General features: G+C 47.0%; 25 protein-coding genes and 1 pseudogene. 16 read left to right on the top strand and 10 right to left on the bottom strand.

The window, feature by feature from the left end:
• The first annotated feature begins 196 nt into the window (after nt 1-196).
• From E5354_RS13610 to E5354_RS13585, 6 genes and pseudogenes are all read left to right on the top strand, one after another.
• A complete protein-coding gene (locus E5354_RS13610) occupies nt 197-1,147 on the top strand; it encodes an aspartyl protease family protein (protein ID WP_135947801.1) in 951 nt (316 codons plus the stop codon).
• Between the two features lie 271 nt (nt 1,148-1,418).
• Nucleotides 1,419-2,165 (top strand): hypothetical protein, encoded by a 747-nt coding sequence (locus E5354_RS13605; protein WP_107036862.1) that lies wholly within the window; start codon nt 1,419-1,421, stop codon nt 2,163-2,165.
• A 52-nt stretch (nt 2,166-2,217) separates the two neighbouring features.
• Nucleotides 2,218-2,451 carry a hypothetical protein gene (locus tag E5354_RS13600; protein WP_107036863.1) on the top strand — a complete coding sequence of 78 codons (234 nt, stop codon included), beginning with the start codon at nt 2,218-2,220 and terminating at the stop codon, nt 2,449-2,451.
• Nucleotides 2,452-3,081: 630 nt separating this feature from the next.
• Nucleotides 3,082-4,806 (top strand): annotated as a pseudogene (locus E5354_RS13595) (type IV secretory system conjugative DNA transfer family protein); the annotation flags it as partial.
• A gap of 13 nt (nt 4,807-4,819) precedes the next feature.
• Entirely contained in the window at nt 4,820-5,539 is a 720-nt protein-coding gene (locus E5354_RS13590) for a TraX family protein (RefSeq protein ID WP_135947800.1), read from the top strand.
• A 272-nt stretch (nt 5,540-5,811) separates the two neighbouring features.
• Nucleotides 5,812-7,332 carry a Fic family protein gene (locus E5354_RS13585; RefSeq protein WP_135947799.1) on the top strand — a complete coding sequence of 507 codons (1,521 nt, stop codon included), beginning with the start codon at nt 5,812-5,814 and terminating at the stop codon, nt 7,330-7,332.
• Nucleotides 7,333-7,385: 53 nt separating this feature from the next.
• Here the strand turns inward: E5354_RS13585 and E5354_RS13580 are convergent, their stop codons facing one another.
• Complete coding sequence (locus tag E5354_RS13580; RefSeq protein WP_246863827.1) at nt 7,386-7,979, bottom strand: glucosaminidase domain-containing protein; 594 nt, start codon at nt 7,977-7,979, stop codon at nt 7,386-7,388.
• Between the two features lie 77 nt (nt 7,980-8,056).
• Here E5354_RS13580 and E5354_RS13575 point away from each other — a divergent pair, with 77 nt between their 5' ends.
• The 10 genes from E5354_RS13575 to E5354_RS13530 all read left to right on the top strand — a co-directional run bounded on the left by E5354_RS13575 (nt 8,057) and on the right by E5354_RS13530 (nt 17,208).
• Nucleotides 8,057-8,842 (top strand): DUF4099 domain-containing protein, encoded by a 786-nt coding sequence (locus E5354_RS13575; RefSeq protein WP_135947797.1) that lies wholly within the window; start codon nt 8,057-8,059, stop codon nt 8,840-8,842.
• Between the two features lie 25 nt (nt 8,843-8,867).
• Nucleotides 8,868-10,049 carry a DNA mismatch repair protein MutS gene (locus E5354_RS13570; RefSeq protein ID WP_246863826.1) on the top strand — a complete coding sequence of 394 codons (1,182 nt, stop codon included), beginning with the start codon at nt 8,868-8,870 and terminating at the stop codon, nt 10,047-10,049.
• A 35-nt stretch (nt 10,050-10,084) separates the two neighbouring features.
• Nucleotides 10,085-10,312, top strand: coding sequence for a hypothetical protein (locus E5354_RS13565; protein WP_135947795.1), 228 nt, complete (start codon nt 10,085-10,087; stop codon nt 10,310-10,312).
• Entirely contained in the window at nt 10,296-11,618 is a 1,323-nt protein-coding gene (locus E5354_RS13560; protein WP_135947794.1) for an ArdC family protein, read from the top strand. Before E5354_RS13565 ends, E5354_RS13560 begins: the two co-directional genes overlap by 17 nt.
• 4 nt (nt 11,619-11,622) lie before the next feature.
• Nucleotides 11,623-12,813 (top strand): toprim domain-containing protein, encoded by a 1,191-nt coding sequence (locus tag E5354_RS13555; RefSeq protein ID WP_135947793.1) that lies wholly within the window; start codon nt 11,623-11,625, stop codon nt 12,811-12,813.
• A 7-nt stretch (nt 12,814-12,820) separates the two neighbouring features.
• Nucleotides 12,821-13,576 (top strand): hypothetical protein, encoded by a 756-nt coding sequence (locus tag E5354_RS13550; RefSeq protein WP_123550313.1) that lies wholly within the window; start codon nt 12,821-12,823, stop codon nt 13,574-13,576.
• A gap of 25 nt (nt 13,577-13,601) precedes the next feature.
• Entirely contained in the window at nt 13,602-14,147 is a 546-nt protein-coding gene (locus tag E5354_RS13545) for a topoisomerase C-terminal repeat-containing protein (protein WP_123550314.1), read from the top strand.
• The gene (locus E5354_RS13540; RefSeq protein WP_135947792.1) at nt 14,144-14,683 is read left to right on the top strand and encodes a hypothetical protein; all 540 of its coding nucleotides are present in this window, start codon (nt 14,144-14,146) and stop codon (nt 14,681-14,683) included. Before E5354_RS13545 ends, E5354_RS13540 begins: the two co-directional genes overlap by 4 nt.
• A gap of 21 nt (nt 14,684-14,704) precedes the next feature.
• Nucleotides 14,705-14,890 (top strand): histone H1, encoded by a 186-nt coding sequence (locus E5354_RS13535; protein WP_123550316.1) that lies wholly within the window; start codon nt 14,705-14,707, stop codon nt 14,888-14,890.
• Between the two features lie 368 nt (nt 14,891-15,258).
• Nucleotides 15,259-17,208: a ParB/RepB/Spo0J family partition protein gene (locus E5354_RS13530; protein ID WP_123550318.1), complete on the top strand. Its 1,950-nt coding sequence runs from the start codon at nt 15,259-15,261 to the stop codon at nt 17,206-17,208.
• Nucleotides 17,209-17,383: 175 nt separating this feature from the next.
• Here the strand turns inward: E5354_RS13530 and E5354_RS13525 are convergent, their stop codons facing one another.
• The 9 genes from E5354_RS13525 to E5354_RS13485 form a co-directional block, all read right to left on the bottom strand.
• Nucleotides 17,384-18,394: an immunoglobulin-like domain-containing protein gene (locus E5354_RS13525; protein WP_246863825.1), complete on the bottom strand. Its 1,011-nt coding sequence runs from the start codon at nt 18,392-18,394 to the stop codon at nt 17,384-17,386.
• Nucleotides 18,395-18,433: 39 nt separating this feature from the next.
• Nucleotides 18,434-18,622 (bottom strand): hypothetical protein, encoded by a 189-nt coding sequence (locus E5354_RS13520; protein ID WP_123550319.1) that lies wholly within the window; start codon nt 18,620-18,622, stop codon nt 18,434-18,436.
• Entirely contained in the window at nt 18,623-19,030 is a 408-nt protein-coding gene (locus E5354_RS13515) for a hypothetical protein (RefSeq protein WP_123550320.1), read from the bottom strand.
• A gap of 9 nt (nt 19,031-19,039) precedes the next feature.
• Entirely contained in the window at nt 19,040-20,008 is a 969-nt protein-coding gene (locus tag E5354_RS13510; protein WP_123550321.1) for a hypothetical protein, read from the bottom strand.
• Between the two features lie 9 nt (nt 20,009-20,017).
• Nucleotides 20,018-20,359 (bottom strand): hypothetical protein, encoded by a 342-nt coding sequence (locus tag E5354_RS13505; protein WP_246863824.1) that lies wholly within the window; start codon nt 20,357-20,359, stop codon nt 20,018-20,020.
• A gap of 150 nt (nt 20,360-20,509) precedes the next feature.
• Nucleotides 20,510-20,866 (bottom strand): hypothetical protein, encoded by a 357-nt coding sequence (locus tag E5354_RS13500; RefSeq protein WP_123550322.1) that lies wholly within the window; start codon nt 20,864-20,866, stop codon nt 20,510-20,512.
• 1 nt (nt 20,867) lies between these two features.
• Complete coding sequence (locus tag E5354_RS13495) at nt 20,868-21,167, bottom strand: hypothetical protein (RefSeq protein WP_210433150.1); 300 nt, start codon at nt 21,165-21,167, stop codon at nt 20,868-20,870.
• Between the two features lie 40 nt (nt 21,168-21,207).
• Nucleotides 21,208-21,753 carry a hypothetical protein gene (locus E5354_RS13490; RefSeq protein WP_135947791.1) on the bottom strand — a complete coding sequence of 182 codons (546 nt, stop codon included), beginning with the start codon at nt 21,751-21,753 and terminating at the stop codon, nt 21,208-21,210.
• Nucleotides 21,750-23,120 carry an RHS repeat-associated core domain-containing protein gene (locus tag E5354_RS13485; RefSeq protein ID WP_317130416.1) on the bottom strand — a complete coding sequence of 457 codons (1,371 nt, stop codon included), beginning with the start codon at nt 23,118-23,120 and terminating at the stop codon, nt 21,750-21,752. The genes E5354_RS13490 and E5354_RS13485 overlap by 4 nt, the downstream gene beginning before the upstream one ends.
• Between the last annotated feature and the right edge of the window lie 135 nt (nt 23,121-23,255).

The raw sequence follows: 23,255 nt of genomic DNA, 5'->3' as shown, positions 1-23,255 counted from the left end.
TTCTGACCGACAAGGAATTTGACAAAGGCTGCAAGGAACTCGACCGCCTCACTTCCTCTTTCCCTGCCGTCATGGAGGATCTTGAACAGCCACAACGCAGAGGTATGAGGCGGTGACAACAGGCAATTCGAGTTTTGTGATTAAAAAACTGCTGATATATGGCGGCTATATCCCGTAAAATTGCTAATTTTGCGGAATGAAAACAGCCTTTTATATTAGACTAATAGCTTGTGTCACATTGTTTGTAGCCAACGTATGCGTCACTAATGCTCGAATGGTCGGGGATAAACCAATAGGTTCAATTCCTTTCGCTATCGCAAGCGATAGCCGAATTTATGTTACTGCTTTCGTCAACGGATCAGACTCATTGAGATTTTTGGTTGACACAGGAGCAAGTGATGTTGTGCTTAATCCTAATTCGCCCAAATTAAAGGATAGATTTACGATTGACTCTCATGCGGACAATCTGGGGACTTCGGGAGAAAACACAGTATCTTATAGCAATCAAAACGCAATTCGTGTAGGCTCTTTGCATCTTGACAAAGTTGGTTGCGCCATAATAGAATATCCGGCAGAATATTGGGATGGAGTTCTTGGATTAGGCATACTTCGACTATTTAATATTGAAATAGACTACGATGATTTTACGATTTATCTATATGATAAAAAGGAAATTGAAATAGAGGATGATAATTGTGCCATTTATCCATTCACTTATATTTATGATGTGCCATTTATCTCAATGCCTGTGAAAATAAATAACAAAGATTATAATCTCACTCTTGAAGTAGATACAGGAAGCGATAGAATTATAGACCTGAATACTCCATTTGTTCAAAAACATAATCTGTTGGACACTCAAAAACCGTTTGCAATTTCGCGGATTGCAAGTTCTGACGGAGGAAGTGGAGAATTAAGAAATGTATTCTTTGATGAAGTTGTTGTCGGAAAATATCATTTACCTCTCGTTGCCGGAGCATTTTCCACATTAACTTCGGGTATGCAATCAAAAGAAAATATAGACGGTATGATTGGAAACAATTTTCTCAAAAGGTTTAATATGGTAATGGATTTCAAGAATAATCGTATATATTTGAAGCCCAACAAATTCCTCTATTCTCCATTTTACGATTTTTTGCTTCCGTAATAACCTCTGTCTTTTCCGCATAATGGACTTTAACGCACTTGCATAGTGCGCTAAAGCCCATATTTATTAACGACTATTGATAGCCCATTTCTGCCATAAAATTGTGTCTTTTGTTTTCCTCTTGTACCACAGGGCTGTAACTGTCTTATTATTTGGGTTGAAAATGCTTGGAAGAGACAACTACTTTGATTGAATATATCTTGATGATTCGTTAAGATGAACCATTTGAATTAATCTTTGTTAATATTACATAACATTTAATTCAAAGTTTATGAAAAAATTTTTACTTTATCTAACAGGGATTTTTATTCCGGTGTCAATGTTAGTTCTCTTGGAGGGTTGCTCTTCAGAAGAGGATATACCGTATAAAAATAGCACGGAGAGAACAATTGCAGAAGAGTATCTTGAAGCCTCTGAAAAGGCTGCCGTATTAAATAAGGATGCATTTAATGAGATCGGTGTCTCTATCTCAAGCCGTGCTACTACAAAAGACGATATCGTAGGTTATCTACTTACCTTATCTCCAGAGGAAATTGAAGATTTATATATTTCGTTAGATGGTGAAAATCAAGAAATCAAAACTGATGAGTTGGTTTCTTTAAAATTGGATAGTCTAATGCAAGTTGCTCCTGCCGAAGATGTCGCAAAGTTATATTCATTAATGGACGACTACGTATCTGCAGGCGGTCACTCTGTTACAAGACTAGAAACAGCCTGTACCTCAATCGAATCTCCGATTGTAAGAGGAATGGCTGTAAATTCGGCTGCTATATATGATAATATAACTACGCCTGAAACAGCTGCATCATTGGCTACAGTTTCAAGAACCACACGTGCTTGTGTGCTTCAATTAGCATTCGATTGTGGTGGTATTGCAATTGGGGCGTGTTCAACAGCAATGGATTTTGCTGATGGAAATTATGGATTTGCGATTATTGGATGTGTACATGATGTAGTATCTATTGTATCTGCAATAAGAAGTTATCATCGGTGTGAAAGATTGGCGGCGTGGCGTTAAAATTTAATATGGTTGGCTATTAGTCAACCATATTCATAAATCTTAAATAAGAATGTCTAGTTTATTAATTTATAGCGGATTAAGCAGTTTGCTATTAGGTGCTATATTAGGCTTAATAGCCGCCATAAAAGGTTTTGCTCTCAATAACTATAAAATTGAATTAATAACAAAACCCAATCCAATAATAAAAAAGAAGCTGCAAAAGTACACTAAACCGGCCTTACTGTTCTTTATTATTGGAGCCATATTATTAGCAATAGGGATTAGCATTGGCTTAACTACTTAGATGTGAAATCATGAATAATATGTTTTGGATAGGAGTAATAATTTTCATGCTGGGATTTATCATACGTTATATTTCTCAACATAAGCTTGCTGTCGCAAAATCAAAGTTGACAAGCTACAAAACTCGAACTCATGCAAAAGTGTATAAAATTTTCGTCATAATTGGTGTGGTAATAGCAATTATAGGGGTGATATTAAATATAATTGGCATATTCCTTCCTTAATTATATTTATTATATGTCCCTTCCATTTCTCTCAATACAGGTATCATACCATCCAGTTACCACACCCTCAACCCGAAATATTTGGAGACTGTTGTTCGTTTTTCCGAAAATGGCGATGGATTAACAAAATAAATTTGTAATTTTGCGATGAATTAAAGACAGTTCGCAACGGTATTGTTCCATCGCATACGGTCGCAGTCGGCAACGCTGTAATTCCCGATGCAGGACAATGGCTGATTTTTGGTTGAGGTCGTGATGACTTCCGTACAATCGTTATCTAACCCACCATAAGCAACGGCAACCTAACGTCCGTTGACTGACAAGGCTGATTATGGGAACATTTTGGGAACAATTGCCCAAAAGTTTTAAACTTACAACGTGGTTTTCAGAATGATACGATTTTACCATGTACCCCGTTCCGTGGCACGATTGTATTGGGTACTCCCGGCTCCGGCAAGTCTTTCGGCATCATAGATCCGTTCATAAGGCAGCACGCACGAAAGGGCTTCGCCATGATGGTATATGATTATAAGTTCCCGACGCTTGCCAAGACGCTTTTCTATCAGTATTGCAAGAATTTACACTATGGAAATCTACCGAATGGCTGCGGTTTCCGTATAGTCAATTTTACCGATGTGGAGTATTCCAACCGTATCAACCCCATTCAGCGTAAATACATTCCCGACCTCGCGGCGGCTTCGGAGACGGCGGCCACGCTTCTTGCCTCGCTCAACAAGGGCGGTGGTGAGAAAAAGGGCGGCTCGGAGGCTTTCTTCACCAACTCGGCAGAGAATTTCCTCGCGGCGATCATATATTTTTTTGTTAATTTCCACCCGACAGGTTTTCTGAAAGGGAAAAAACTGAAACGCTACATATCGCACGAGGGCAAGAAATTGGAGCTTGTGATACGCAACTGGGACGATTTCAACGCTCTGGACGAGAACGGCGAGGTCATGCTTGACTTTGTGAATGAGAATGGGCGCGACGTATCAACCGATGAGGACAAGATGTTCGTTGACCTTAACGGCTTCTCCTATATCGACCGCATGGGTAAGCTGATACTGATTGACCGCTGCTGGTATGAGGACGAGAACGGAAACGAGGTAGAGCCTGACACTATCACAGGTGAGTTTTCGGATATGCCCCATGTGCTGTCGTTCCTCGGACGCAAGTATTCCGAGGTGTTCGATATTCTGATGATGGACGATAAGATAGCCTCGCTGATGGCTCCCTTCAAGTCCGCATACGAGAACAAAGCCAACGACCAGCTTGAAGGTATGGTGGGTACTCTCCGTGTAAATGCTGCACGTCTTGTATCTCCTGAAGCCTATTGGGTGTTCACCGGCGATGATTTTGACTTGAAGATTTCCGATCCGGAGAGTCCGAGCTATCTTGTGATTGCCAACGACCCCGAAAAGGAACAGGTCATCGGCTCTCTGAACGCTCTGGTGCTTAACCGTCTGATAACCCGTGTCAATTCCAAAGGCAACATCCCTGTCAGTATCATCGTTGACGAGCTTCCCACGCTGTACTTCCACAAGATTGACCGACTGATTGGCACGGCGCGAAGCAACAAGGTTGCCGTTACTCTCGGTTTTCAGGAGCTTCCGCAGTTGGAAGCTGACTACGGCAAGGTGGGTATGCAAAAGATTATCACGACCTGCGGCAACATATTCATGGGTGCGGCACGAAACAAGGAGACTCTTGAATGGGCACAGAACGATGTGTTCGGCAAAGCAAAGCAGACATCAACCTCAATCACCATAAACGACCAGAAAATCTCAACCTCCATTTCCGAGAAGATGGACTATCTCGTTCCGGCTGCGAAAATCGCTGATATGGCTACGGGCTGGCTTGCAGGTCAGGCGGCACGTGACTTCACGGCCACAGATGAAAAGATGCTGTCGCATTTCGACATCGAGGACTCGGAGGAGTTCAAGACTACCAAGTATTTCTGCAAGACGCACTTTGATATGGCACGTATCAAGGAGGAGGAATCCAACTATGTGGAGCTGCCTAAAATCTATTCTTTCGACAGTGAGCGTGAGAAGGAGATTATGCTCAACCGCAATTTCAAGCGTGTTAACCAGGAGGTGGCCGATATGGTGAAGGAACTTCTCGGCACTGAATAACACAATTTTTATCATGGAAACTACCGCCAAAATATCCGTTCCCATCTCGCTCCGCTTATCCGGAAGTGCGTTGAAGATTATCGCCATCCTCTCGATGGTGGCCGACCATTGCGCCTACTTCCTTATGGAGCCGGACACTCCCATGTATGACTTGTTGCGATGCTTCGGCAGGATAGCGTTCCCGGTGTTCGCTTTCCTTGTTGCCGAGGGGTTCGCACATAGCCGCGACCGTATGAGATATTTTCTGATACTGCTGCTTGCCGGTGTAGTCAGCGAAGTGCCGTGGTATCTGCTAAACGGAGCGGACGGTACGCATAACGTCATGTTCACACTCTCCCTCGGAGTTGTGGCTCTCGCCATATTCGACCGTATGTGCGAACACGGGCCACTGTCGTTCATCGGTGTGGCCGCTATCGCTGTTCTGGCATGGTGGCTCGGAACGGATTATGACTGGCGCGGTGTTCTGATGATAGCGGTGTTCTACATACTCCGGCACCAGACTATGCGTCCGTGGCTGGAGCGTTCATCGACACATTTTCCCTCGCAGGCTATTCTTCAGATTATATTCACGTTTCCTTTGATGGCTTACTACGGCATCGCCGGTGCGTTGCTTGCCTCCGGGATAATCTTCCTGTATGACGGCACCCGTGGCTTCATACGAAGCAAACCGGCCAAATACAGTTTCTACGCCATATATCCGGCACATCTGATGTTGATTTGGTTATTGTGCTGATTAAATTATAGTTATCATTAATATTATTAAGTGTTATGACGGTAATTTTGTATAATTACCGTCATAACACTATTATCTTTATTTATATTACACCACGTAATCAATGAATAACGAGGATTAATATTTTGTACACATCAAATAAAATTACTACATTTGCAATAAAAACGAGTAATTCTAACTCAACAAAAACGAGCAATATCAACTCAACAATCACGAGTAACAGTTACTCTATAATAACGAGAACATCTCCCATTCATATAAATAATATCGTTATGGCGACTATTGAACAGCTTATGGCTGACTCACTTGAACAGCTACATATTCTGCAACAACAGAATCCTAATCTTGTACTAAAAGGTACAGAACAGTTATCTCGCGTACATCTTAAGCGATTATTGGATAATGGATGGTTGCAGGAGGTTATGAAAGGTTGGTACATACCTTCTCGTCCTGGTAGTGAGGGAGATACTACTGTCTGGTACACATCATATTGGCATTTTATAAAAGCCTACCTCAATTCCAGATTTGATGATGATTGGATTCTGATGCCGGATCAATCCCTTGATATTCTTTCAGGAAAGACTACTGTTCCGATACAGCTGGTAGTAAAGTCGCCCCAAGCATCTAACAATACAGTAAATCTACCTTATGGTCATTCCATCTTGTCTATCAAGAGTGAAATTCCTGCCGTATCATATGTTGAACCTCAATACGAATTAAGGCTTTATCCATTAGAGGAAGCCTTAATCTTTACTTCACCGGCATATTTCGAGCGAGACGAGATTTCTGCCAGAACTTGTCTCTCGATGGTCAAAGATACGTCAGATGTTTTACGTTATCTTGTAGAGATTGGAGCGACTACCCGCGCCGGTCGGCTGGCCGGAGCTTTCCGAAATAATGGTCAGGCTGATTTTGCCGATGAAATACTCAGGACAATGAAAGAATTTGGGTATAAGGTCGTGGAGACAGACCCATTTATCTCGGCTCGGACTACTCCATATAGACCAGAAGTATCGCCTTATGCAGCGAGAATACGGCAGATGTGGGAAAATATGCGTGAGCAGGTTATTGAAAATTTCCCTTTTAAGCCTGAAAATACAGTTGATATGCAGAACTATATTCGCAATGTTGACGAAAAGTATCTGGAAGATGCATACCATTCTCTTTCAATAGAAGGGTATCAGGTATCAAAGGAACTTATAGAAAAAGTACGTTCCGGGAACTGGCAACCGGATAAAGAAGATAAGGAGCATAAGCGTGCACTTGTAGCGCGTGGATATTATCAGGCGTTCAATGCTGTAAAGGAATCAATAAAGAAAATTCTTGAAGGCAACCACGCCGGTGATGTTGTCAGCAATGATCATAGCCATTGGTACAGGCAGATGTGGATGCCGTTTGTAACCACCGGTATTTTGAAAGCCTCGGACCTTATAGGTTATCGCAGGAGTCAAGTATATATAAGAGGGTCAAAACATATTCCACTAAACCCTGAGGCTGTTGCTGATACAATGCCGGTACTTTTTAATCTAATGGCTGAAGAACCGGACGCGCGTGTTCGTGCAATACTTGGTCATTTCATATTTGTTTTCATACACCCTTATATGGATGGAAACGGAAGAATGGGCCGTTTTATCCTTAATGCCATGCTCGCATCCGGTGGTTATCCCTGGACTATCGTCCCTGTGGAATTAAGAGCCGATTATATGAAGGCTCTTGAAAATGCCAGCGTTAACGGAGACATTTCACAATTCTCACAAGTTATCGCAAACCTTGTAAAAGCGCAACTTAAATAACAGGCTATCAGAACAATTCACAAAGGCAACCAAAAGCGGTTGCCTTTGTCATTTTATAGTTGTCGGAGCACCTTTATCACCGCACGGATATAGCCCGGATCTTCAGCGTATCCAATCTTTTTCAGCCATAGCAGATAATTCCCTCCCTTATATCGGTACTGTACTTTTGTGTAGTATGCCTTGACTGATTCAGTCCAGTGGTTGAACTCGTAGTATTTACCTGTCCGTGGATTTGTAAGCCCGAAAAGGTTGTGCTTGTTGCGGCAGACCGGAGATTTGAACCAGCCTGTTTCAAGTATTGCCTGCGCCAATACTATCTTCGGATATTTTATGCCGTTCTTTTCTATTTCGGCAATCAGATTTGGAATGGTAAGAGGAGGCAAATTACCAGCGGCAGCTACTCCCTCACGTGATTTTCTCACCATGCCAGCATTGCGAAATGCAATTTGTATAGAGTCAGGATTTTTCACTGACATAGCCCATTCTCTATTCTCTGTATATCCCACGTTTTCAGGTTCTTTGATATTCACCACGGCTGGAGGTGCCTCAATCGGTGTCTCTTTTGTGATTGTGTGAAACTGAGCCATTGACACAGAGGGAACTGCAATCATGGCTAATGTGATTAGAAATGTGTCCAAAGTGCTCATGTACGAAATTCTTGTAAAATAATTTTGTCATCGACAAGTGGTTGACACCACGAAATTAATCCCCAACAAGAAACCGCATGAACAATTCGGACACAAATTTAACAAACAGTCTCCCATTAGAACAGTTGGCGAAACTCGGTCTTGACCGCGAAAAGGTTGAGAAATTACCGCAGGAGATAAAGGAGAAGCTGATTAACGGTGAAGTAACTCCACTTATGGAGGTCACGTTACCGGCCAGAAATGGCATGGTTATCTCATTACCCCTCAAACTCCAGCTCGCCGCCGATAAGGACGGCAACCCCACTCTGATCGCATATCCCGTACAGCGTGAATTGTCGGTTGACAGAAACAACGAACTTCGCCTGTCGCAACAGGAACTTGACGCATTGCGCCGTGGCGACGTGTTGCAGAAAGCCATCGACATCAACGGCGAGAAGACTCAGCAGTATCTCCAGCTCGACCCGGAAACAAAGTCAATCATCCACCGCCGCATAACCGAGGTGCAGATTGAGCAGAAGTTGAAGGACATGGAAAAGGTCAACGACATCGAGCTTGGCTCCCAGCAGAAACAGCAGGCACGCGAAGGCAAGCCGGTGGAACTGTCGGTAGGAGGCGAAAAGGTATCGGTCGGCATAGACCTCAAGGAACCGCAGGGCTTCAAGGTCGTAAAAGGCGACCTCAAGGAGTGGGAGCGTCAGCAGAAACTCCGCTATGACGAGCAGCACCCCGAATATCTCGGGTTGGTAATGACCGACAAGAACCGCTGGGAATATCAGAAAGTTGTCGAGCATGACTCTAAGGAACGTGCAATCAGCCTCGACCCCACGCAGAAAGAGGAACGGAAATCAGGCCTAAAGAGATGATTGAATGATCTCACAAGAGACAAAGATGGAACGGATGTCAACCGAGTACAACAGACTAAAAGCCAAACATCCCGATTCTATCATATTATTCGATACTGAAAAAGGCTATGAACTGTTCGGACAAGATATTGAGGTCGGTAAGAAAATACTGAATCTCGATACCAACCATTTTGCTCCTGAACTTATGGAGTATTATCTGTTCCAACTTGTCAAAAGTGGCAAACATATAATTATCAACGATGAAATAGATGTGTATGAAACAAAGCTAAATAGCAGACGAGAAACACATGATCCCATAGAAAACAACGATATGCCAAGAAAAAAGAAAGAGAAGACTCCCCAGGTGGAGCCTGTAAAGACCACAAAGAGCGCGGTCGATGAAACGACCCCGAAAGAGAAAAAATCAGAATCCCAATCCGCTACTCAGGGCGAAGCCGCCGAGCGCAAGCCCCGTGAGCCTCAGATGGTAACTGTCAACGGCGACAAGGTGACACACGGCCACGCCTACCAGAGCAAGACCAACCCGGAGGACTGGTATTTCACCGCCAAGATCAACGGCGAACAGTTGAAGCCCCAGAAGATGGATCCGGCCGACGTCGCCGCCTATCAGCAGAAAGAACTCACGGTGCCGCAGCTCATGGAACGCTACTATCCCACCAAACTCATGCCGAGGGTCCCCGATGTAGCCTACACCACACCCAATGTCCTGACTGGGCCCGGCGGCAACCTGACCATTGACAAGTTCAATGTCTATAAGGAGACCGACGAGACCCGCGCCGACTACGGCAAATACAAGTTCTACGCACAGGTGGGAGACAAGAAGATGTCAACAACTGCCTCACGCGAGGATCTGAACGCATACTTCGACCGCGTGGCAACTCCCGGACAGCTTGTTGAGCGCAACTTCGGCGACCGCCTGCACCTGCAATCCCACTATGAGCAATTCCGACTCCCTGAGGGCATCGACCCCAAAGGCATCCGCATCGCAAAGGATAAGGAGGACAACAAGTGGAAAGTATCGGTTGACCTCGGAGAAGGGCGCGGACGCTCCTCCCGTCAGGAAATCTCTTTTGATGACGGCTATTCGCTTTTCAAGACCAATACCGCCACACGTGAACAGATAGCCGCGAAATACCTTAACGATGAGATAGGCACAAAACTCGCCGCTCCGCTCTCTATGGAGAAATCAGCCTCCATGAAAATGTAAAACTGTATCCCAACAACACTTAAAAGAATACTACTATGGCAAAATTAGAATATGACGAGCTTGTGCAGCTCCTTCAGGACGGTACAATAGGCTTCCTCCGCTTCATGCTTGAAAGTGACAACGCGGAGTCCTACCTCGAATGGTGCGGGCTTCACGGCATCGAACCCTCGGAGGAATCCGCCGAGTTCTATTACGACGAGACCGAGATCGACATGCTGGAACGTCAGCTGATAGACGACAAGGATTATGGCATCTGGAACTAACGGCGCGTCCAACAGTTCAGGTCAGCAGGCCCTCGACCGCTTCGCCCAGATGATGATCGAGCGTATGGAGCGGATGAAGGGCTCGGACTGGGAGAAGGGGTGGATTGGCGGAACCTCCTCCGCCGGGTTGCCCCAGAACATCATGGGGCGCAACTACTCCGGCTCAAACTCCTTCTTTCTCCAGCTGCACACGGCGGCGCAAGGCTACGAGCTTCCCGTGTTCCTCACGTTCAAGCAGGCCCACAACTTCAAGGCCCATGTCCTCAAAGGAGAGAAAGCCTTTCCGGTGATATACTGGGACATGATGGTGCGAGACAAGGACGGCAAGAGAATATCCTCCGACGAGTACCGCGCCATGAGCCGTGACGAGCGGAAAAATCTTGATGTGATACCCTTTGTCAAGGCGTTCCCGGTTTACAATATCGACCAGACCAATTTCCGTGAGGTGCAGCCTGAGAAAGTACAGAAACTACTCGACCGCTTCAAGGTGCCTGAAATGCGCGACACACAAGGCATGTACGCCCACGGCGCACTCGACCGCATGATTGCCGAGCAGACATGGCTCTGTCCCATACAGGCCGACCGCAAGGAGAAAGGCGCGTACTATTCCCCCTCGCGTGATATTGTCGTGCTTCCCATGAAGCAGCAGTTCAACAAGGGCGCGACTCCGGAGGACATATACCGCGACGGCATGGAGTTCTACTCGACCATGCTACACGAGATGACGCACTCCACCATGACCCCCGAAAGGCTCAACCGCGAGGCGGGCGCGAAGTTCGGCGACCCGAAATATGCGAAAGAGGAACTGGTGGCGGAGCTTACTGCGGCCATGATAAGCCACTCCATGGGCTTCGACTCCAGAGTCACCGACAACTCGGCGGCCTACCTCGATTCATGGATTGGGGCACTCCGACAAGAGCCGAAGTTCATCGTGTCCGTGATGGCCGATGTCAACAAGGCTTCGGAAATGATACTCGACCGTGTGGACGCACAGCGCATATCGCTCGGCGAACAGCCTTATCTGGCAAAGAACGACCCTCTGATGGCACCTTTGGAGGACGAGATATGCCCGTTCAGGAACGCTGCCATAATCAAGACCCGCTCCGGCGACTTTGCCCTGCGTGCCTCATACAACGGTGTCGATCTCGGCATGAAGCCCATCGAGCGTTCAACTGCGAGAATGTATTTCCAGCTCACCGACCAACGCGAGAAAGACATATTCCTCGGAAGCGCGATACGCAAGAATTATGAATCGGAGATAGCAGGCATCGACCGCCGCACCTCCAAGTCACTCTCAATCGTCTGAAGCTATGGCACCGGCTGACTATAAGGTCAAGTTCAAGGAACTTAAATCGCGTGTGGGTATTGATGATGTCGCCTATTCGCTCGGCTACCGCCTCGACCACAAGGCCGGTGTGGGCCGTTACATCGAGCTTGTGCTGGGCGAGGGACGCGACAAGCGCGACACAATCATCGTCAGCAACCGCCGCGACAAGGCTTCGCAGACTTTCTTCCGGCGAGACGGCTCAAAGGGTGACGTGGTGTCGTTCATACGCGAGAACCTTTCGTCGTTTAATGTCATCGGGCTTACCGAATGGCAGAAGATAGCGAAAGTGATGGCGCAGTTCGCCAATATGCCGGAGCCGGATTATGACCGCGACCGGGATTATGTCCGCTCGTCATCCGCGCCTCAGGTGTTCGACCCTTCGCGCTACCGTGTCAAGGATCTGGACGCGGCCAATATCCCCCGGCTGTTCGCTCAGCGCGGACTGTCGGCAGATACAGTCAAGGCTCTCGCTCCGTTCATTTCCCTTGTGTCTGACAGGCGCAACGAGAATTTCAACGGCTACAATATCGGCTTCCCCTACACGGAAGCCGGGAGCGACAAGACTGTGGGATATGAGATCCGTGGCATGGGCGGCTACAAATCAAAGGCCGCCGGCACCAATTCCTCCACGGCGGCATGGGTGGCCGACCTGTCGCACGGCAACAACGGCCTCGTGCGTCATGTGTTCTTCTGTGAATCCGCTTTTGACGCTATGGCTTTCTTCCAGCTAAACCGCCCACGCTTAGGCGAGGACATCGCCCTTGTCTCCCTCGGCGGCACGTTCTCCGACCGTCAGGTACTGGGGGTGATGGAGCGTTTTCCAAACGCCCGTGCCTACGACTGCTTCGACAACGACCTTGCCGGACGTATCAACGGACTCCGCCTCATGGCTCTTGTCGAGGAGATACCATTGAAAATCGCCAAGACGCCGGAGGGCTTGATGGTGGAGGCCAAAGGCAAGAGTTTTCCGGTGTCGCCCGACCGCTCCGCCTACACTCAGTTTGAGCCGCATATCTCCGTGCGTTACCGCATGGGGCAGTGGCAGCCTCCTAAGGACTTCAAGGACTGGAACGACTGCCTGTTGGGTAAACGCACCTCAATCAAGATACTACCTACCAAACATGACCGTGACGATAACCTCGCCGAGCAACGCGCCTCCGGCTTAAAAATATGACTGACCGATGAAAAAGCAAGCATTAAGAATTAAGCATCGAGCATTGCAGTTGGCCCTGCTCACTCTCTCCCTCCTTGTCATTCCGGGAGCGGACATGGTGGCGCAACAGACCGACCCGACGCTCACGGCGGCGGTGATAGCGCAGACTGTGGAGCTTAACAATATCCACAAGAAGCGCAAGTCAACCCAGGAGAAGATCATCGCGGCTGAAGCCGCCGTGACAGTAGCCCTCGACCGCGTTCACTCCGTGGAGAACAAGATGCTTGAGTATCTTTCCAACGCCCAGGGTGCAATGCAGAATCTCTATCAGATAAAGCGTGCCGGTGAACTGGTGCTTACGGAGATACCCAAGAACTGCGACCTGTTGCGTAAATCGGTGCCGGGACACCTTAAAGGTACGGCGATAGCGGTGCTGGTGTCCGATGAGCTGACTGACGCGGCCGCACAGATGGCGGCTCTCTATCCCTTCATGCAACAGCTTGTCACGTCGGGTAGCTACACTGTCACAGGCTCTGATGGCAATAAGGAGAAGCACAAGGTAAATCTGCTCAATTCCGCCGAGCGGTACTATGTGGCAAACGAGGTGGTGACACGTCTGGAGACAATCAACACCGACCTGTGGCTGCTGGCGTGGCAGATACGCACTCTCTCTTGGAACGACCTGTGGTTCTCTCTCGACCCCGACGGCTGGGCCTCGGTGATGTCGGGAAAGGCTATCGCGGAGACCCTTGTGTGGGAGTGGAACACGATAAAATACAGATAAACAAACTATCAACAACATTTTTTACATGGATACAGAAACAAAGATTATCGGCCGTTGTCCTGTGTGCGGCGGCAATGTGGTGAAGACCTGCAAAGGCTACCGCTGTGAGAACAATACCGGGGAGGACGGCAAGTGCGGACTCTTCATCAACGGGGTTATCGGCAACCGCAAGATGGCGGATGCCGAGATAGCCGAACTGCTGGAGAAGCGGAGCATACTGCTCGATGGCTTTGCCACAAAGGAATGGAAGACTTTTCCGACCGTGCTTGTCATGGCGGCTGACGGCTCTATCAATATGGAGTCGGTGGTGGCACGCTGCCCCCGTTGCGGCGGCGAGATCCGCGTGGGCGCAAAGGCGTTCAACTGCTCCAACTACCGGCAGGAGGGAAGTCCATGCGACTTCGTGATATGGCGAAATATCGCCGGACACCTCATGACGCTCGATGAAGTGCGTGAGATATGCTCCGATGGTGTCACATCCCACGAGGTCGAGATGTTCGGCGAGAACGGCTCTGTCTATCGCCGCAAACTTGGTTTGTCTCCCGACAAACTAAAGGTCATCAAGGTATGAAGCCGGGAATGAAACTTGCCATACTGCTCATAAGTTGTGTGGCTATGTGGGGCGGCATAGGATATGCCTTCCACTACTTCGGCCAGCCGTCGAAACGGGCGCAGTCGGTGGCGGAGAAGGCATTGATGGCCTCGGTGGATAATCCGGAGTCGGTAAAGGTCATAGCGGTCAGCAAGCCTGACAGTGTGTTCGGCCGCAACGACATCAACAACGACGAGAAAATAGCGATAGCCATGTCGATGATGAAAGTCAACGAACAGGTTATGTCCCGGACAGACGGGCTTCAGAACCTCGATTTTGAGGACAACGCCGTTTCAGAGCTTGTCGGCCGCCAGATGTCGGCGATGTCCGCTCTCCGCTCTATGGTAGGCTTCGAGACTCCAGACGCTGCACGCAAGCCGTTCTCCGGCTGGAAAGTGAAGATAGAGTATGAGGCTCTTTCTGAAAGCGGCTTTCCCTACCGCTCGGAATACTGGTTTATACTCGACCGCGACGCACAGTGTGTCGTCAACTCTTTTGAAATACCTCTTTTATAAATCCCTAAACTGAATACAACGATGAAAGAACTACTTGGTCAGATCGAAAAACTCACAACTACATTCCAGAAAGATGCCGCCTCCCAGCTCGACAAGGGCAACAAGGCCGCCGGACTCCGCGCTCGTCGCGCTTCCATCGAACTGGAGCCGCTTCTCAAACGCTTCCGCAAACTATCGCTGGAAGCTGCCAACAACAAGGCTGAATAATCCGCCCTCGATAGGACAATTTCTTTGCTGTCAAAAACCGGGACTCCCTGTGCGTGAGCATGGGGAGTCCTATTTTTTTCTGATTACTTGCGGCTTCTGCGTCCGTTGGTTTTTCGCTACGAAGTAACGGCGGGCGGTGACGTCGGCAAGCGACCGCCTCCGGCTTGGCTGCATGAAAAAATCCGGCAGCCTTCCACGATTTGTGCCAAATCGGGTATTCCGTATTTTTTCACTTGCCACACTTGCCTTGCGCCCCCTGTGCCCTCCGTCTTGATTGTATCGAAAAAATCCCCCGGACGCGAGAAGCCACAAGGCTTCAAACAAAAGGGAAAAAACAAAAAACTCAAACATCTAAAAAAACTCAAATTATGGAAGCAACAGCAATTCAGACCAACACCGCAAACGTACAGGAAGCCACAATCTCCCTCGCCCTCATTCAGCCGAGCAACTACAACCCCCGTAAGAATTTCGATGAGCAGAGCCTCACCGAACTCGCTGACTCTATCAGCCGTCAAGGTATTCTCCACGCAATAGGCGTGCGACCAATCGCCGGCACCGACCGCTACGAAATCGTGTATGGCGAGCGAAGATACCGAGCCTCCCTCATAGCAGGGAAAGAGGACATCAAGGCAACGGTCTATACTGACCTTTCCGATGATGAAGCCGAACAAAAGGCTATTGCGGAGAACCTGCACCGCCAAGACATTACGCCAATGGAAGAAGCCGAGGCGTTAAAGGCTGCAATCGACAGCGGACGCTACGACTATGCCACACTCGCCGTGCAGATAGGCAAGAGCGAGACCTATATCCGCACCCGAATAAAACTCACGAACCTCATACCCGAAATCGCACGGCTGATTGACACCAAGGAAATCACAGTGGCGGTGGCTACTGTGATAAGCAGATATGGAGTGGGGATACAAACTGATGTTTTTGACACTCACCTCAAAGACGGAGTATTCAACAATAATTGGCGCGGAATGAACGCATCAAATGTGGCACGGCTCATAGAGCAGAACTACACAACCGACCTAAGCCGTTACCGCTTCGACAAATCGGAGTGTGCCTCATGCCCTTTCAACACCATAAATCTTTTGCTGTTCTGCGAGGACGGCTGTGAGGGCCACTGCTCCCACACCGATTGTTTCCGAGAGAAACACACTGCCTATATTACCGACAAGGCGGTTGAAATGCTGAATGAACATCCCACAGCCAATTTCTGCTACTCTGAATATGACCTAAACGAGAGGGTAAACGCACTGCTGATTGAAATGGGCTATGACATAGAAAAACTCAGTGGCTATCTGTCTCCTTACCCCTGCGAACCTGTCGCACCCCAATCCGACCGCTTCGACAACGAGGAAGAATATGCCGAGGCTGTAAAGGCATACGAGGGCAGAGTGGAAGCGCATAGGGAAAAGTGTGCCGAACTCACAGCAAAAGCGGAGGCAGGAGAAATTTCACTCTACATCACAATCAGGCGCAATGATGTTACACTCGGATATAAGGTTGTTCCTGCAAAAACGAGAGAGGAAGCCAACAATCCGAAAGCCGAAATCGCCAAGTTAGAGGCAAAGGACAAACGCAACAAGGAGATAGCCGTGGAGCGTACAATCGAGGACACAAAGAAGAAAATCCTCGAAGCCGACATCACCGAGACAAAGTTCTCGCAGGACGAGGACAAGATGATATATTTCTTCCTGCTCTCATCGCTCCGCAAAGAGCATTACGAAGCCGTCGGACTGACCGACCGCAAGTCTCAATACGTTCTCAACGACAGCGAGAAAATGGCAATCCTCGCCAATCTCAACGCCAAGACAAAGGCGATAATCCGCAGGGATTTTCTAATTGACAATTTCAAGGGGGCGTATCGTGACAACGCTATTGCCGACCTCCTGCTCTCTTTCGCCAAGAAGCATATGCCGGAAGAACTCGCCAACATCGAAGCCGAGTATAACGATATTTACGAGAAGCGACACCAACGCATAGAGGAACGCAAGGCTCTACTCGCCAAAGATACCGAACCCGAAGCAACCGAGCCGGAAGCCGAGAACGCACCCCAAGAAGAACCTATGCCGGAGGCAGAACCCACCACGGAAGAAGCCGCTCCCGACACCACCGAGGTAGAGACCGAGGTTGCACCCGAAGCCGAGAACACACCACAAGAACCTATGCCGGATGCAGAACCGACCACGGAAGAAGCCACTCCCGACACTTCCGAGGCTGAGACCGAGGCTATCCAATACGAACCTACGGAAGAAGAAGCCGAAGCGATACTGACCGAAGAAGAAAGGTACTGCGAAGAAGCTGTTGCATAAAGCGACAAGTCCCTATGTTTGAGCAAGCCACCCCATGCCGAGAGGCGCGGGGCGGCTTTTGCTCGTCACCGCCCAAAAGCCGCCTCTTTGGAAAACTATTTTAGCATCACGCGTTATCGGATTATTATATCCCCCTCTTGGTCAAACGGCAATAAGCCATTGAAAATGTTGTGCTTTATCTTATCTCAAACTCCACAAAAACAGTGTCTTGTCTCTCTTTGTTATCAAAGTGAAATGTCTTTACTAACCGATATACTCCCCGGTTTAGATTTTTACCATAAAACCACGGTTTTACTATATTGTTGCAGGAAGAGGCTTCTTTTAGAATATAGGCAACCATATTGAAAACTATTTCACATCGACCGTTATCCATATATTTCTCATCTATCGGTAACTCTTTCCATTGACCGTTTTTTTTATCTTGAATCTCAAACCATTCTCCAAAAAAGACCTTTGAATTGGTATTGTTTCGCCAGACAACATTTAGGGAGTCGATCGGTAATGTCGCGCCATCGGCATTTAGAACTGTCATCGAGACACCCGGTGTCGTTGAATAACTTTTTTGAAGTATTGGTTCGATTATAGGTGCAGTTTCCTTCATGGCTATGTGCCAATAGACGGAATCTGAGGAAGCAACCTTTATAGTCTGCGGATAATAGCCTACAAAACCGATATTTATACTATCCCCGTCATTTACACGTATTGAGAAAGAGCCATCTTCTTTAGATGTTGTCGCCCTGAGATTAGTAAGGTCTTTCACAAATGCCTGATTCAACGGTGTCCCGTCTGTGGAGTCGAAAACCATTCCTTTCAAATCAAATATTTCAGGATATGTATTTCCCTCATGGTCGATGTAATACCATGAATCACTGACCCACGTCCAATGTTCACCAACCGGTTCTGATTTCCCTTTATCTGTAACTTTGGCATACCCATCCTCGAAAGGAAAGGCGAAAGCAAAACGAGGTTCTATCACCACATTGCCGAGGCTGTCGGCAAACCCAATTTTGCCGTCCTTGTTGACTATCCTCTGCAATCCTTCGCAAAAATAATCATCGCCATTGTCAAATTGATATATGGAGTATGACTTGTTATTCCCGCAGGAGCACACCATAATAAACAGCAAGATAAATAACAAGATTATTACGCCATTCACATCAGTATATCGGAACATTATCTTTCTCATCTGCTATATTTCTTATGGTAATAATGCTTTGACTGATGCTTATTGGAAACCGGCTGAAATCACCCGGTCGCGCCATTCTGCTGTTTTAATATCAAGGCTATCAGCCTCGATTTTGCCGTGTGTACAACAAAATGAAACTCCTTCCGTAATAACATATCCAAAGGCAGTACCGATGGTTGTTACTAACATAATTAGGATAGTTACGATATGCTTGAATACGTCCTTCATTCAACCAATTATAAAAACGATTATAAAAAAATATATCCCCAACGTACTTATCCATCCCGCAAAGTTGAAAACCATGTGCCACCAAGGTTTTAATCCGTTTTTCCGTTGAGGATAGCGACGGTAATAGGCCCGCTCTCTCGCTGGCGTGAAACGATATTTATCCAATAAGTAATTCACAAGGGAATCCACTGCATATCCCGACAGCGAAAATGCGAACAGACTGTATATAGTGGAAAAAAAGACACTGAATGGCAGAGCAATAACAGGAACAGCAAAAAACAGCACATCCTCAAGCGGAGTGATATGTTCTCTGTATTTCGGGTAGTAGTTATGCAACCGCTCCCAACCAGCCACATAATGCAGGTGGTCGATTATGTTGAATCTATATTTTCTTTTACGTTGACTCATGATCTAAATCTAAAAATCCATGCCGGTGTCCCAATAGACCGAGTCCACGGGATACAAGGCTCCGGCACGCTGTTCATACCAATAGGTCAGACGCTGCTCTTCTCCATACTCATCTTTGTGTCCGAGATTCCATGTGCACTCCACAAACACACGTTTGCCGTCCGCTATTTCTTCAAAAGTGGTGATGTTGAACAGTCCCACGCGAAACTCATCCGCCATATCCACGGATGTCACATATTTAACGCAAATTGGCTTGCCATAGCGTAAGCTGTTCTCACTACCACTTAATGCTTTATATAATCTATCCGTTTTTCGTTCATTCAGATGATTCAGCAGAGATTTAATATCACGTTGAGGGCTTGCGCTTTTTTCGGGCGGTTGCAGATGGCGAATCGCAGGATAACGCCAGATGCCGTCGCGTAGAGTCACGATGCAGGTATCGCCCGGTTGCAGATTTTTATATTCATCGTAATCTGCGTCATAACGATACCATTCTCCGTTATCCGTGAAACGCAGGTTTACGTAATTGTGGGCCGCTTGTCTGTATCGATGTTCTGCTTTCATACCATACACCACCGCTTTGCGCTCGTATGGCTCTGAATGTGGAATCAGATAGTTTGTCCCAAGCCATACAGTTATGGAAAGATAAAACAAACCGACACCTGCAAGCAAACCGATAAAGGCATTTAACAGGAACGATGGCCAATCTCTGACACCCATTATCCATGAACGAATCGGAAGCAGCACGACAGGCAATGCCATAACAAGAATCATGACAAAATTGAGAATATCGCCATTGACTCCCCGTAAAATGGTGCGTCCCATCAAAGCGTCAGCCGACAGGTACACTGCGGCACATACCACAGCAAAGAGCAGGTCTTTTCCCAGATTCTTCGCCCGTTCACGCCATTTGCTCTGTCCGGCCTTCTTTTTGCGGCGCGAACCTTTCTTCCTTTTGTCATGCACTGCCTTTGCCATAAGATTGTTTCAAGTTATTCTTGTCTTTGATGCTTCAATTCTACCACTTCGCTTACACAAAAGGGACGCTTTGCTCTTGCCGAGGCTCGCGGTCATCGGGATGCCCACGTCGTTGCACGTCATCACCATGTAACCTTTCGGACTCATGCGGACACCGTCGCAGAACACAGTCTGCGAGGCGAAGAAGTTGGTGCTCTCGTGGCCGATTATGGAGGCCATCGCGAAAGGTCCCGCAAGCGGGATGTGCATAAGGGGGATGATCATGCCGCCTGTGTCGGACACTCCGCGCTTGAGGTCGTTGACGCTCACGTTTGTGCCGAGGAAAGGTATGTAGTCAGCGGGGTCCAGCACCATCCCTATGTAGGGGTGGATAGGGTTGAAGGGTGGTGCCGTCGTGACGTGCAGATCGACTCCCACTACCATCGTGATATGACTGTCCGCTAACAACATAAGTAACGTATTCTTATATTGAAACTAAATAAGACCCAGATAAAAGTAAAATTAAAAAATATGTTTTTGGGCATTTTCCCGTGTCTGGTATAATTCACATATGGCAATAAACTGAAAATTCCTCAAATCAACAGAATGCCAATCAATGTTTTCAAATCCCCATTGTGGATCAATTAAAACATTTACAAAACAAGGAAATCTTAAAATTGGAATAAGACAATCTCCCTCATATCTGTTAACCATGCCGATTTTATTAATATCCTTATTCTGAATATTAATAGAAGGAGTTATTGTTCCTATAATGAACTGATGTTTATCACTTAATGTGATTTCCTTACGAATAGTACATTCGTATACTTTTTCAAACAAATAACTATCCAAAGATGATAAATAGTATTTTTTTTCCATATCAAAATTCAGGATTTACACCGCTAACTCGTATGATTTCAATAGCTCCATTATTTTCCCAATCAGGGATTATATATTCATCTATACCACCTTTATGTCCGTCCAATGGTATAGCTTTTCTTGTTAGTACAATTTTAGAGGAATCTCTAACGTCGGACACTCCGCGCTTGAGGCCGTTGACGCTCACGTTAGTGCCGAGGAAAGGGATGTAGTCAGCGGGGTCCATCACCATCCCTATGTAGGGGTGGATGGGGTTGAAAGGTGGTGCCGTCGTAACATGGACATCGACACCTACTACCATCGTGATATGACTGTCCGCTAACAACATTGAACCTCTTACATTAAATATTTATTATTTGATGATTAAATTTATTATTATTTAAATTTTGAAGAAATTTCTTTACAATAAGATATGACGACAATTTGCCATCCATTGCAATAAACCCAAAACCTGTGTCATCGTGAGGATATACTAAGAGACTTAATTCCTTTAAAATAAAAAAACAATGTCCTGCAATGTCTCCATTATTTTTCATTACAATGTAAGACAGATTAGTCAAGAGATTATAATCAGAAAAGAGGAATTCCTTCATATTAAAACGTTGTGGGGTGCTGTATTCACAATCCTTGCAGTCAGAATATAACTTAAGACATCCTAAATTTAGCAGTAATCGATACTTATATGGAATATTGTTGTTTAGGCAAAAACAAATCAGTGAAGAATAAATTATAGTATCGTTAAGATATTTTTTAAAATTAGCCATAAAGACATTAATAGACTCATCAACCAGTTTTGAAGAAAAACGGCATTTACGTTCGTAAAATCCTAACCAACCTGGGCTATCAGAATAGGATTTTAAATTGATATATTTCTCTATATTAATCATATATTCTTTTTTTTCACCTGTCCATTAGATGCTACTGTTATTTTTCTTGATGTTGTTGGTTGTTTATTTTTACCTATTCCAACCTTCCATTCACCACCTTCAGAATGTGTATGATTGGTATGACTTGGTGACCATATTTCATCTGTATATTTATTTTTTAAATTAGGACTTCCCTTTATAGAAGAAAAATCATCAGGATGAGTATCTGGGGTACGAATAATATCATGCACATCTGCAGTATTAGCCTTTTTCTTAGGCTGATCCAAAAAACATTTCAGTCCCCACGGATCGAGCCAAATATTGACATCCTGCACATACCCGTATAGCGTGGGGTTGTTACCGGCGAGACCGATAGGGTCAGAGGATATGTACATTCCCATTTCAGGGGAGTAGTAACGGAAGCGGTTGTAGTACTGCCCGGTCTCCGCGTCCTCGTACTGCCCCTGATAACGGAACGGAACGAGCGAGCGGTCGCCACGGCACTCCATAACCTCGCCGTACACGTCCAGCAGCATCTCCCATACAAGCTCTCCTTTGCTGTCGTAGGCCTGCGTAGGCGTACCGAGGTAGTCGTGCACTATCGTGTAGCGTTCATCCGCCGTGACCTTCGCCACGGGGGTGAACGACGTGCCGTCATAGACCCACGTCACGAGGTTCTCCGGCTTTTCCGTGCCGTCGTACTCCTCGCGGTCTGTCTCGTCCTTGACCAGCCTTGGCATCCGGTCAGTTTCGATGTCCCACTCGTGCAACACCATATTGCCGTCCCAGCCGAAGCGGTGAAGGGTATTGCCAGTGCGCTTCGACACCCTCCTGCCGAGGGCGTCGTATCCGAACGACACCATCTTGCCGTCGGGAGTCCTTACCTCCGCCAGCATGCCGTTGGCGTGCCAACGGTAGCAGGTATCGCCCGACTCCCAGTCCATGAACGGGTCTGCCGTACAGTTGTTATTTGTCTCTCTCCGGTCATCCTTTCCGGTACCGTCCGAGCCGAACAGCAGTCTGAACCAGCCAGCCTTCTTCTTTCCTCCGGTATCGCCCGGCTGACCGTTTCCCGCAGTCCCCGCATTGATGTTTCTGCGGCTCTTATGCACGAGGTTCCCCTCACAGTCGTAGGCGTAGTGGTACTCGCCGTCCCACAGCAGCCGTCCGCCACGGTCGTACTTGCGACCCTTGCACTCGGCTTCCCGGTACAGGTTGCCCACCTTGTCGGGCGTGCGGAAGATGCTCTCGTGGAGCGAGTAGTCGCCGCGTATGAGGTTGCACAGCGAGTGGTCTATATCGGCTTGATAAGACGCGCCACAATCATTCGCGTCCATGCTGACGAAAGCAAGGGCGGAGAGCATGATTGTAAGTATCAGTCTTATCATTTGCATGGGCTACTATTATCCATTTTACAAAATTAGCGATTTTGTGGGAGATAAACGGCTGACGTATCTATGTTGTAAAGCAATATTGTCCTAAATAATTTTTGAGTGCTACTCAACGTGCAGAGGCATCAGCCT

Source organism: Muribaculum sp. NM65_B17 (assembly GCF_004793735.1).
Classification (GTDB): Bacteria; Bacteroidota; Bacteroidia; order Bacteroidales; family Muribaculaceae; genus Muribaculum; species Muribaculum gordoncarteri.
This window is presented reverse-complemented; position numbering and strand designations above follow the sequence as displayed.

Bases quoted from the DNA above. Each gene is read 5' to 3' on its own strand.
- E5354_RS13610 (WP_135947801.1), top strand. From the start codon at position 197: ATGAAAACAGCCTTTTATATTAGACTAATAGCTTGTGTCACATTGTTT.
- E5354_RS13605 (WP_107036862.1), top strand. From the start codon at position 1,419: ATGAAAAAATTTTTACTTTATCTAACAGGGATTTTTATTCCGGTGTCA.
- E5354_RS13600 (WP_107036863.1), top strand. From the start codon at position 2,218: ATGTCTAGTTTATTAATTTATAGCGGATTAAGCAGTTTGCTATTAGGT.
- E5354_RS13590 (WP_135947800.1), top strand. From the start codon at position 4,820: ATGGAAACTACCGCCAAAATATCCGTTCCCATCTCGCTCCGCTTATCC.
- E5354_RS13585 (WP_135947799.1), top strand. From the start codon at position 5,812: ATGGCGACTATTGAACAGCTTATGGCTGACTCACTTGAACAGCTACAT.
- E5354_RS13580 (WP_246863827.1), bottom strand. From the start codon at position 7,979: ATGAGCACTTTGGACACATTTCTAATCACATTAGCCATGATTGCAGTT.
- E5354_RS13575 (WP_135947797.1), top strand. From the start codon at position 8,057: ATGAACAATTCGGACACAAATTTAACAAACAGTCTCCCATTAGAACAG.
- E5354_RS13570 (WP_246863826.1), top strand. From the start codon at position 8,868: ATGGAACGGATGTCAACCGAGTACAACAGACTAAAAGCCAAACATCCC.
- E5354_RS13565 (WP_135947795.1), top strand. From the start codon at position 10,085: ATGGCAAAATTAGAATATGACGAGCTTGTGCAGCTCCTTCAGGACGGT.
- E5354_RS13560 (WP_135947794.1), top strand. From the start codon at position 10,296: ATGGCATCTGGAACTAACGGCGCGTCCAACAGTTCAGGTCAGCAGGCC.
- E5354_RS13555 (WP_135947793.1), top strand. From the start codon at position 11,623: ATGGCACCGGCTGACTATAAGGTCAAGTTCAAGGAACTTAAATCGCGT.
- E5354_RS13550 (WP_123550313.1), top strand. From the start codon at position 12,821: ATGAAAAAGCAAGCATTAAGAATTAAGCATCGAGCATTGCAGTTGGCC.
- E5354_RS13545 (WP_123550314.1), top strand. From the start codon at position 13,602: ATGGATACAGAAACAAAGATTATCGGCCGTTGTCCTGTGTGCGGCGGC.
- E5354_RS13540 (WP_135947792.1), top strand. From the start codon at position 14,144: ATGAAGCCGGGAATGAAACTTGCCATACTGCTCATAAGTTGTGTGGCT.
- E5354_RS13535 (WP_123550316.1), top strand. From the start codon at position 14,705: ATGAAAGAACTACTTGGTCAGATCGAAAAACTCACAACTACATTCCAG.
- E5354_RS13530 (WP_123550318.1), top strand. From the start codon at position 15,259: ATGGAAGCAACAGCAATTCAGACCAACACCGCAAACGTACAGGAAGCC.
- E5354_RS13525 (WP_246863825.1), bottom strand. From the start codon at position 18,394: ATGAGAAAGATAATGTTCCGATATACTGATGTGAATGGCGTAATAATC.
- E5354_RS13520 (WP_123550319.1), bottom strand. From the start codon at position 18,622: ATGAAGGACGTATTCAAGCATATCGTAACTATCCTAATTATGTTAGTA.
- E5354_RS13515 (WP_123550320.1), bottom strand. From the start codon at position 19,030: ATGAGTCAACGTAAAAGAAAATATAGATTCAACATAATCGACCACCTG.
- E5354_RS13510 (WP_123550321.1), bottom strand. From the start codon at position 20,008: ATGGCAAAGGCAGTGCATGACAAAAGGAAGAAAGGTTCGCGCCGCAAA.
- E5354_RS13500 (WP_123550322.1), bottom strand. From the start codon at position 20,866: ATGGAAAAAAAATACTATTTATCATCTTTGGATAGTTATTTGTTTGAA.
- E5354_RS13495 (WP_210433150.1), bottom strand. From the start codon at position 21,167: ATGGTAGTAGGTGTCGATGTCCATGTTACGACGGCACCACCTTTCAAC.
- E5354_RS13490 (WP_135947791.1), bottom strand. From the start codon at position 21,753: ATGATTAATATAGAGAAATATATCAATTTAAAATCCTATTCTGATAGC.
- E5354_RS13485 (WP_317130416.1), bottom strand. From the start codon at position 23,120: ATGATAAGACTGATACTTACAATCATGCTCTCCGCCCTTGCTTTCGTC.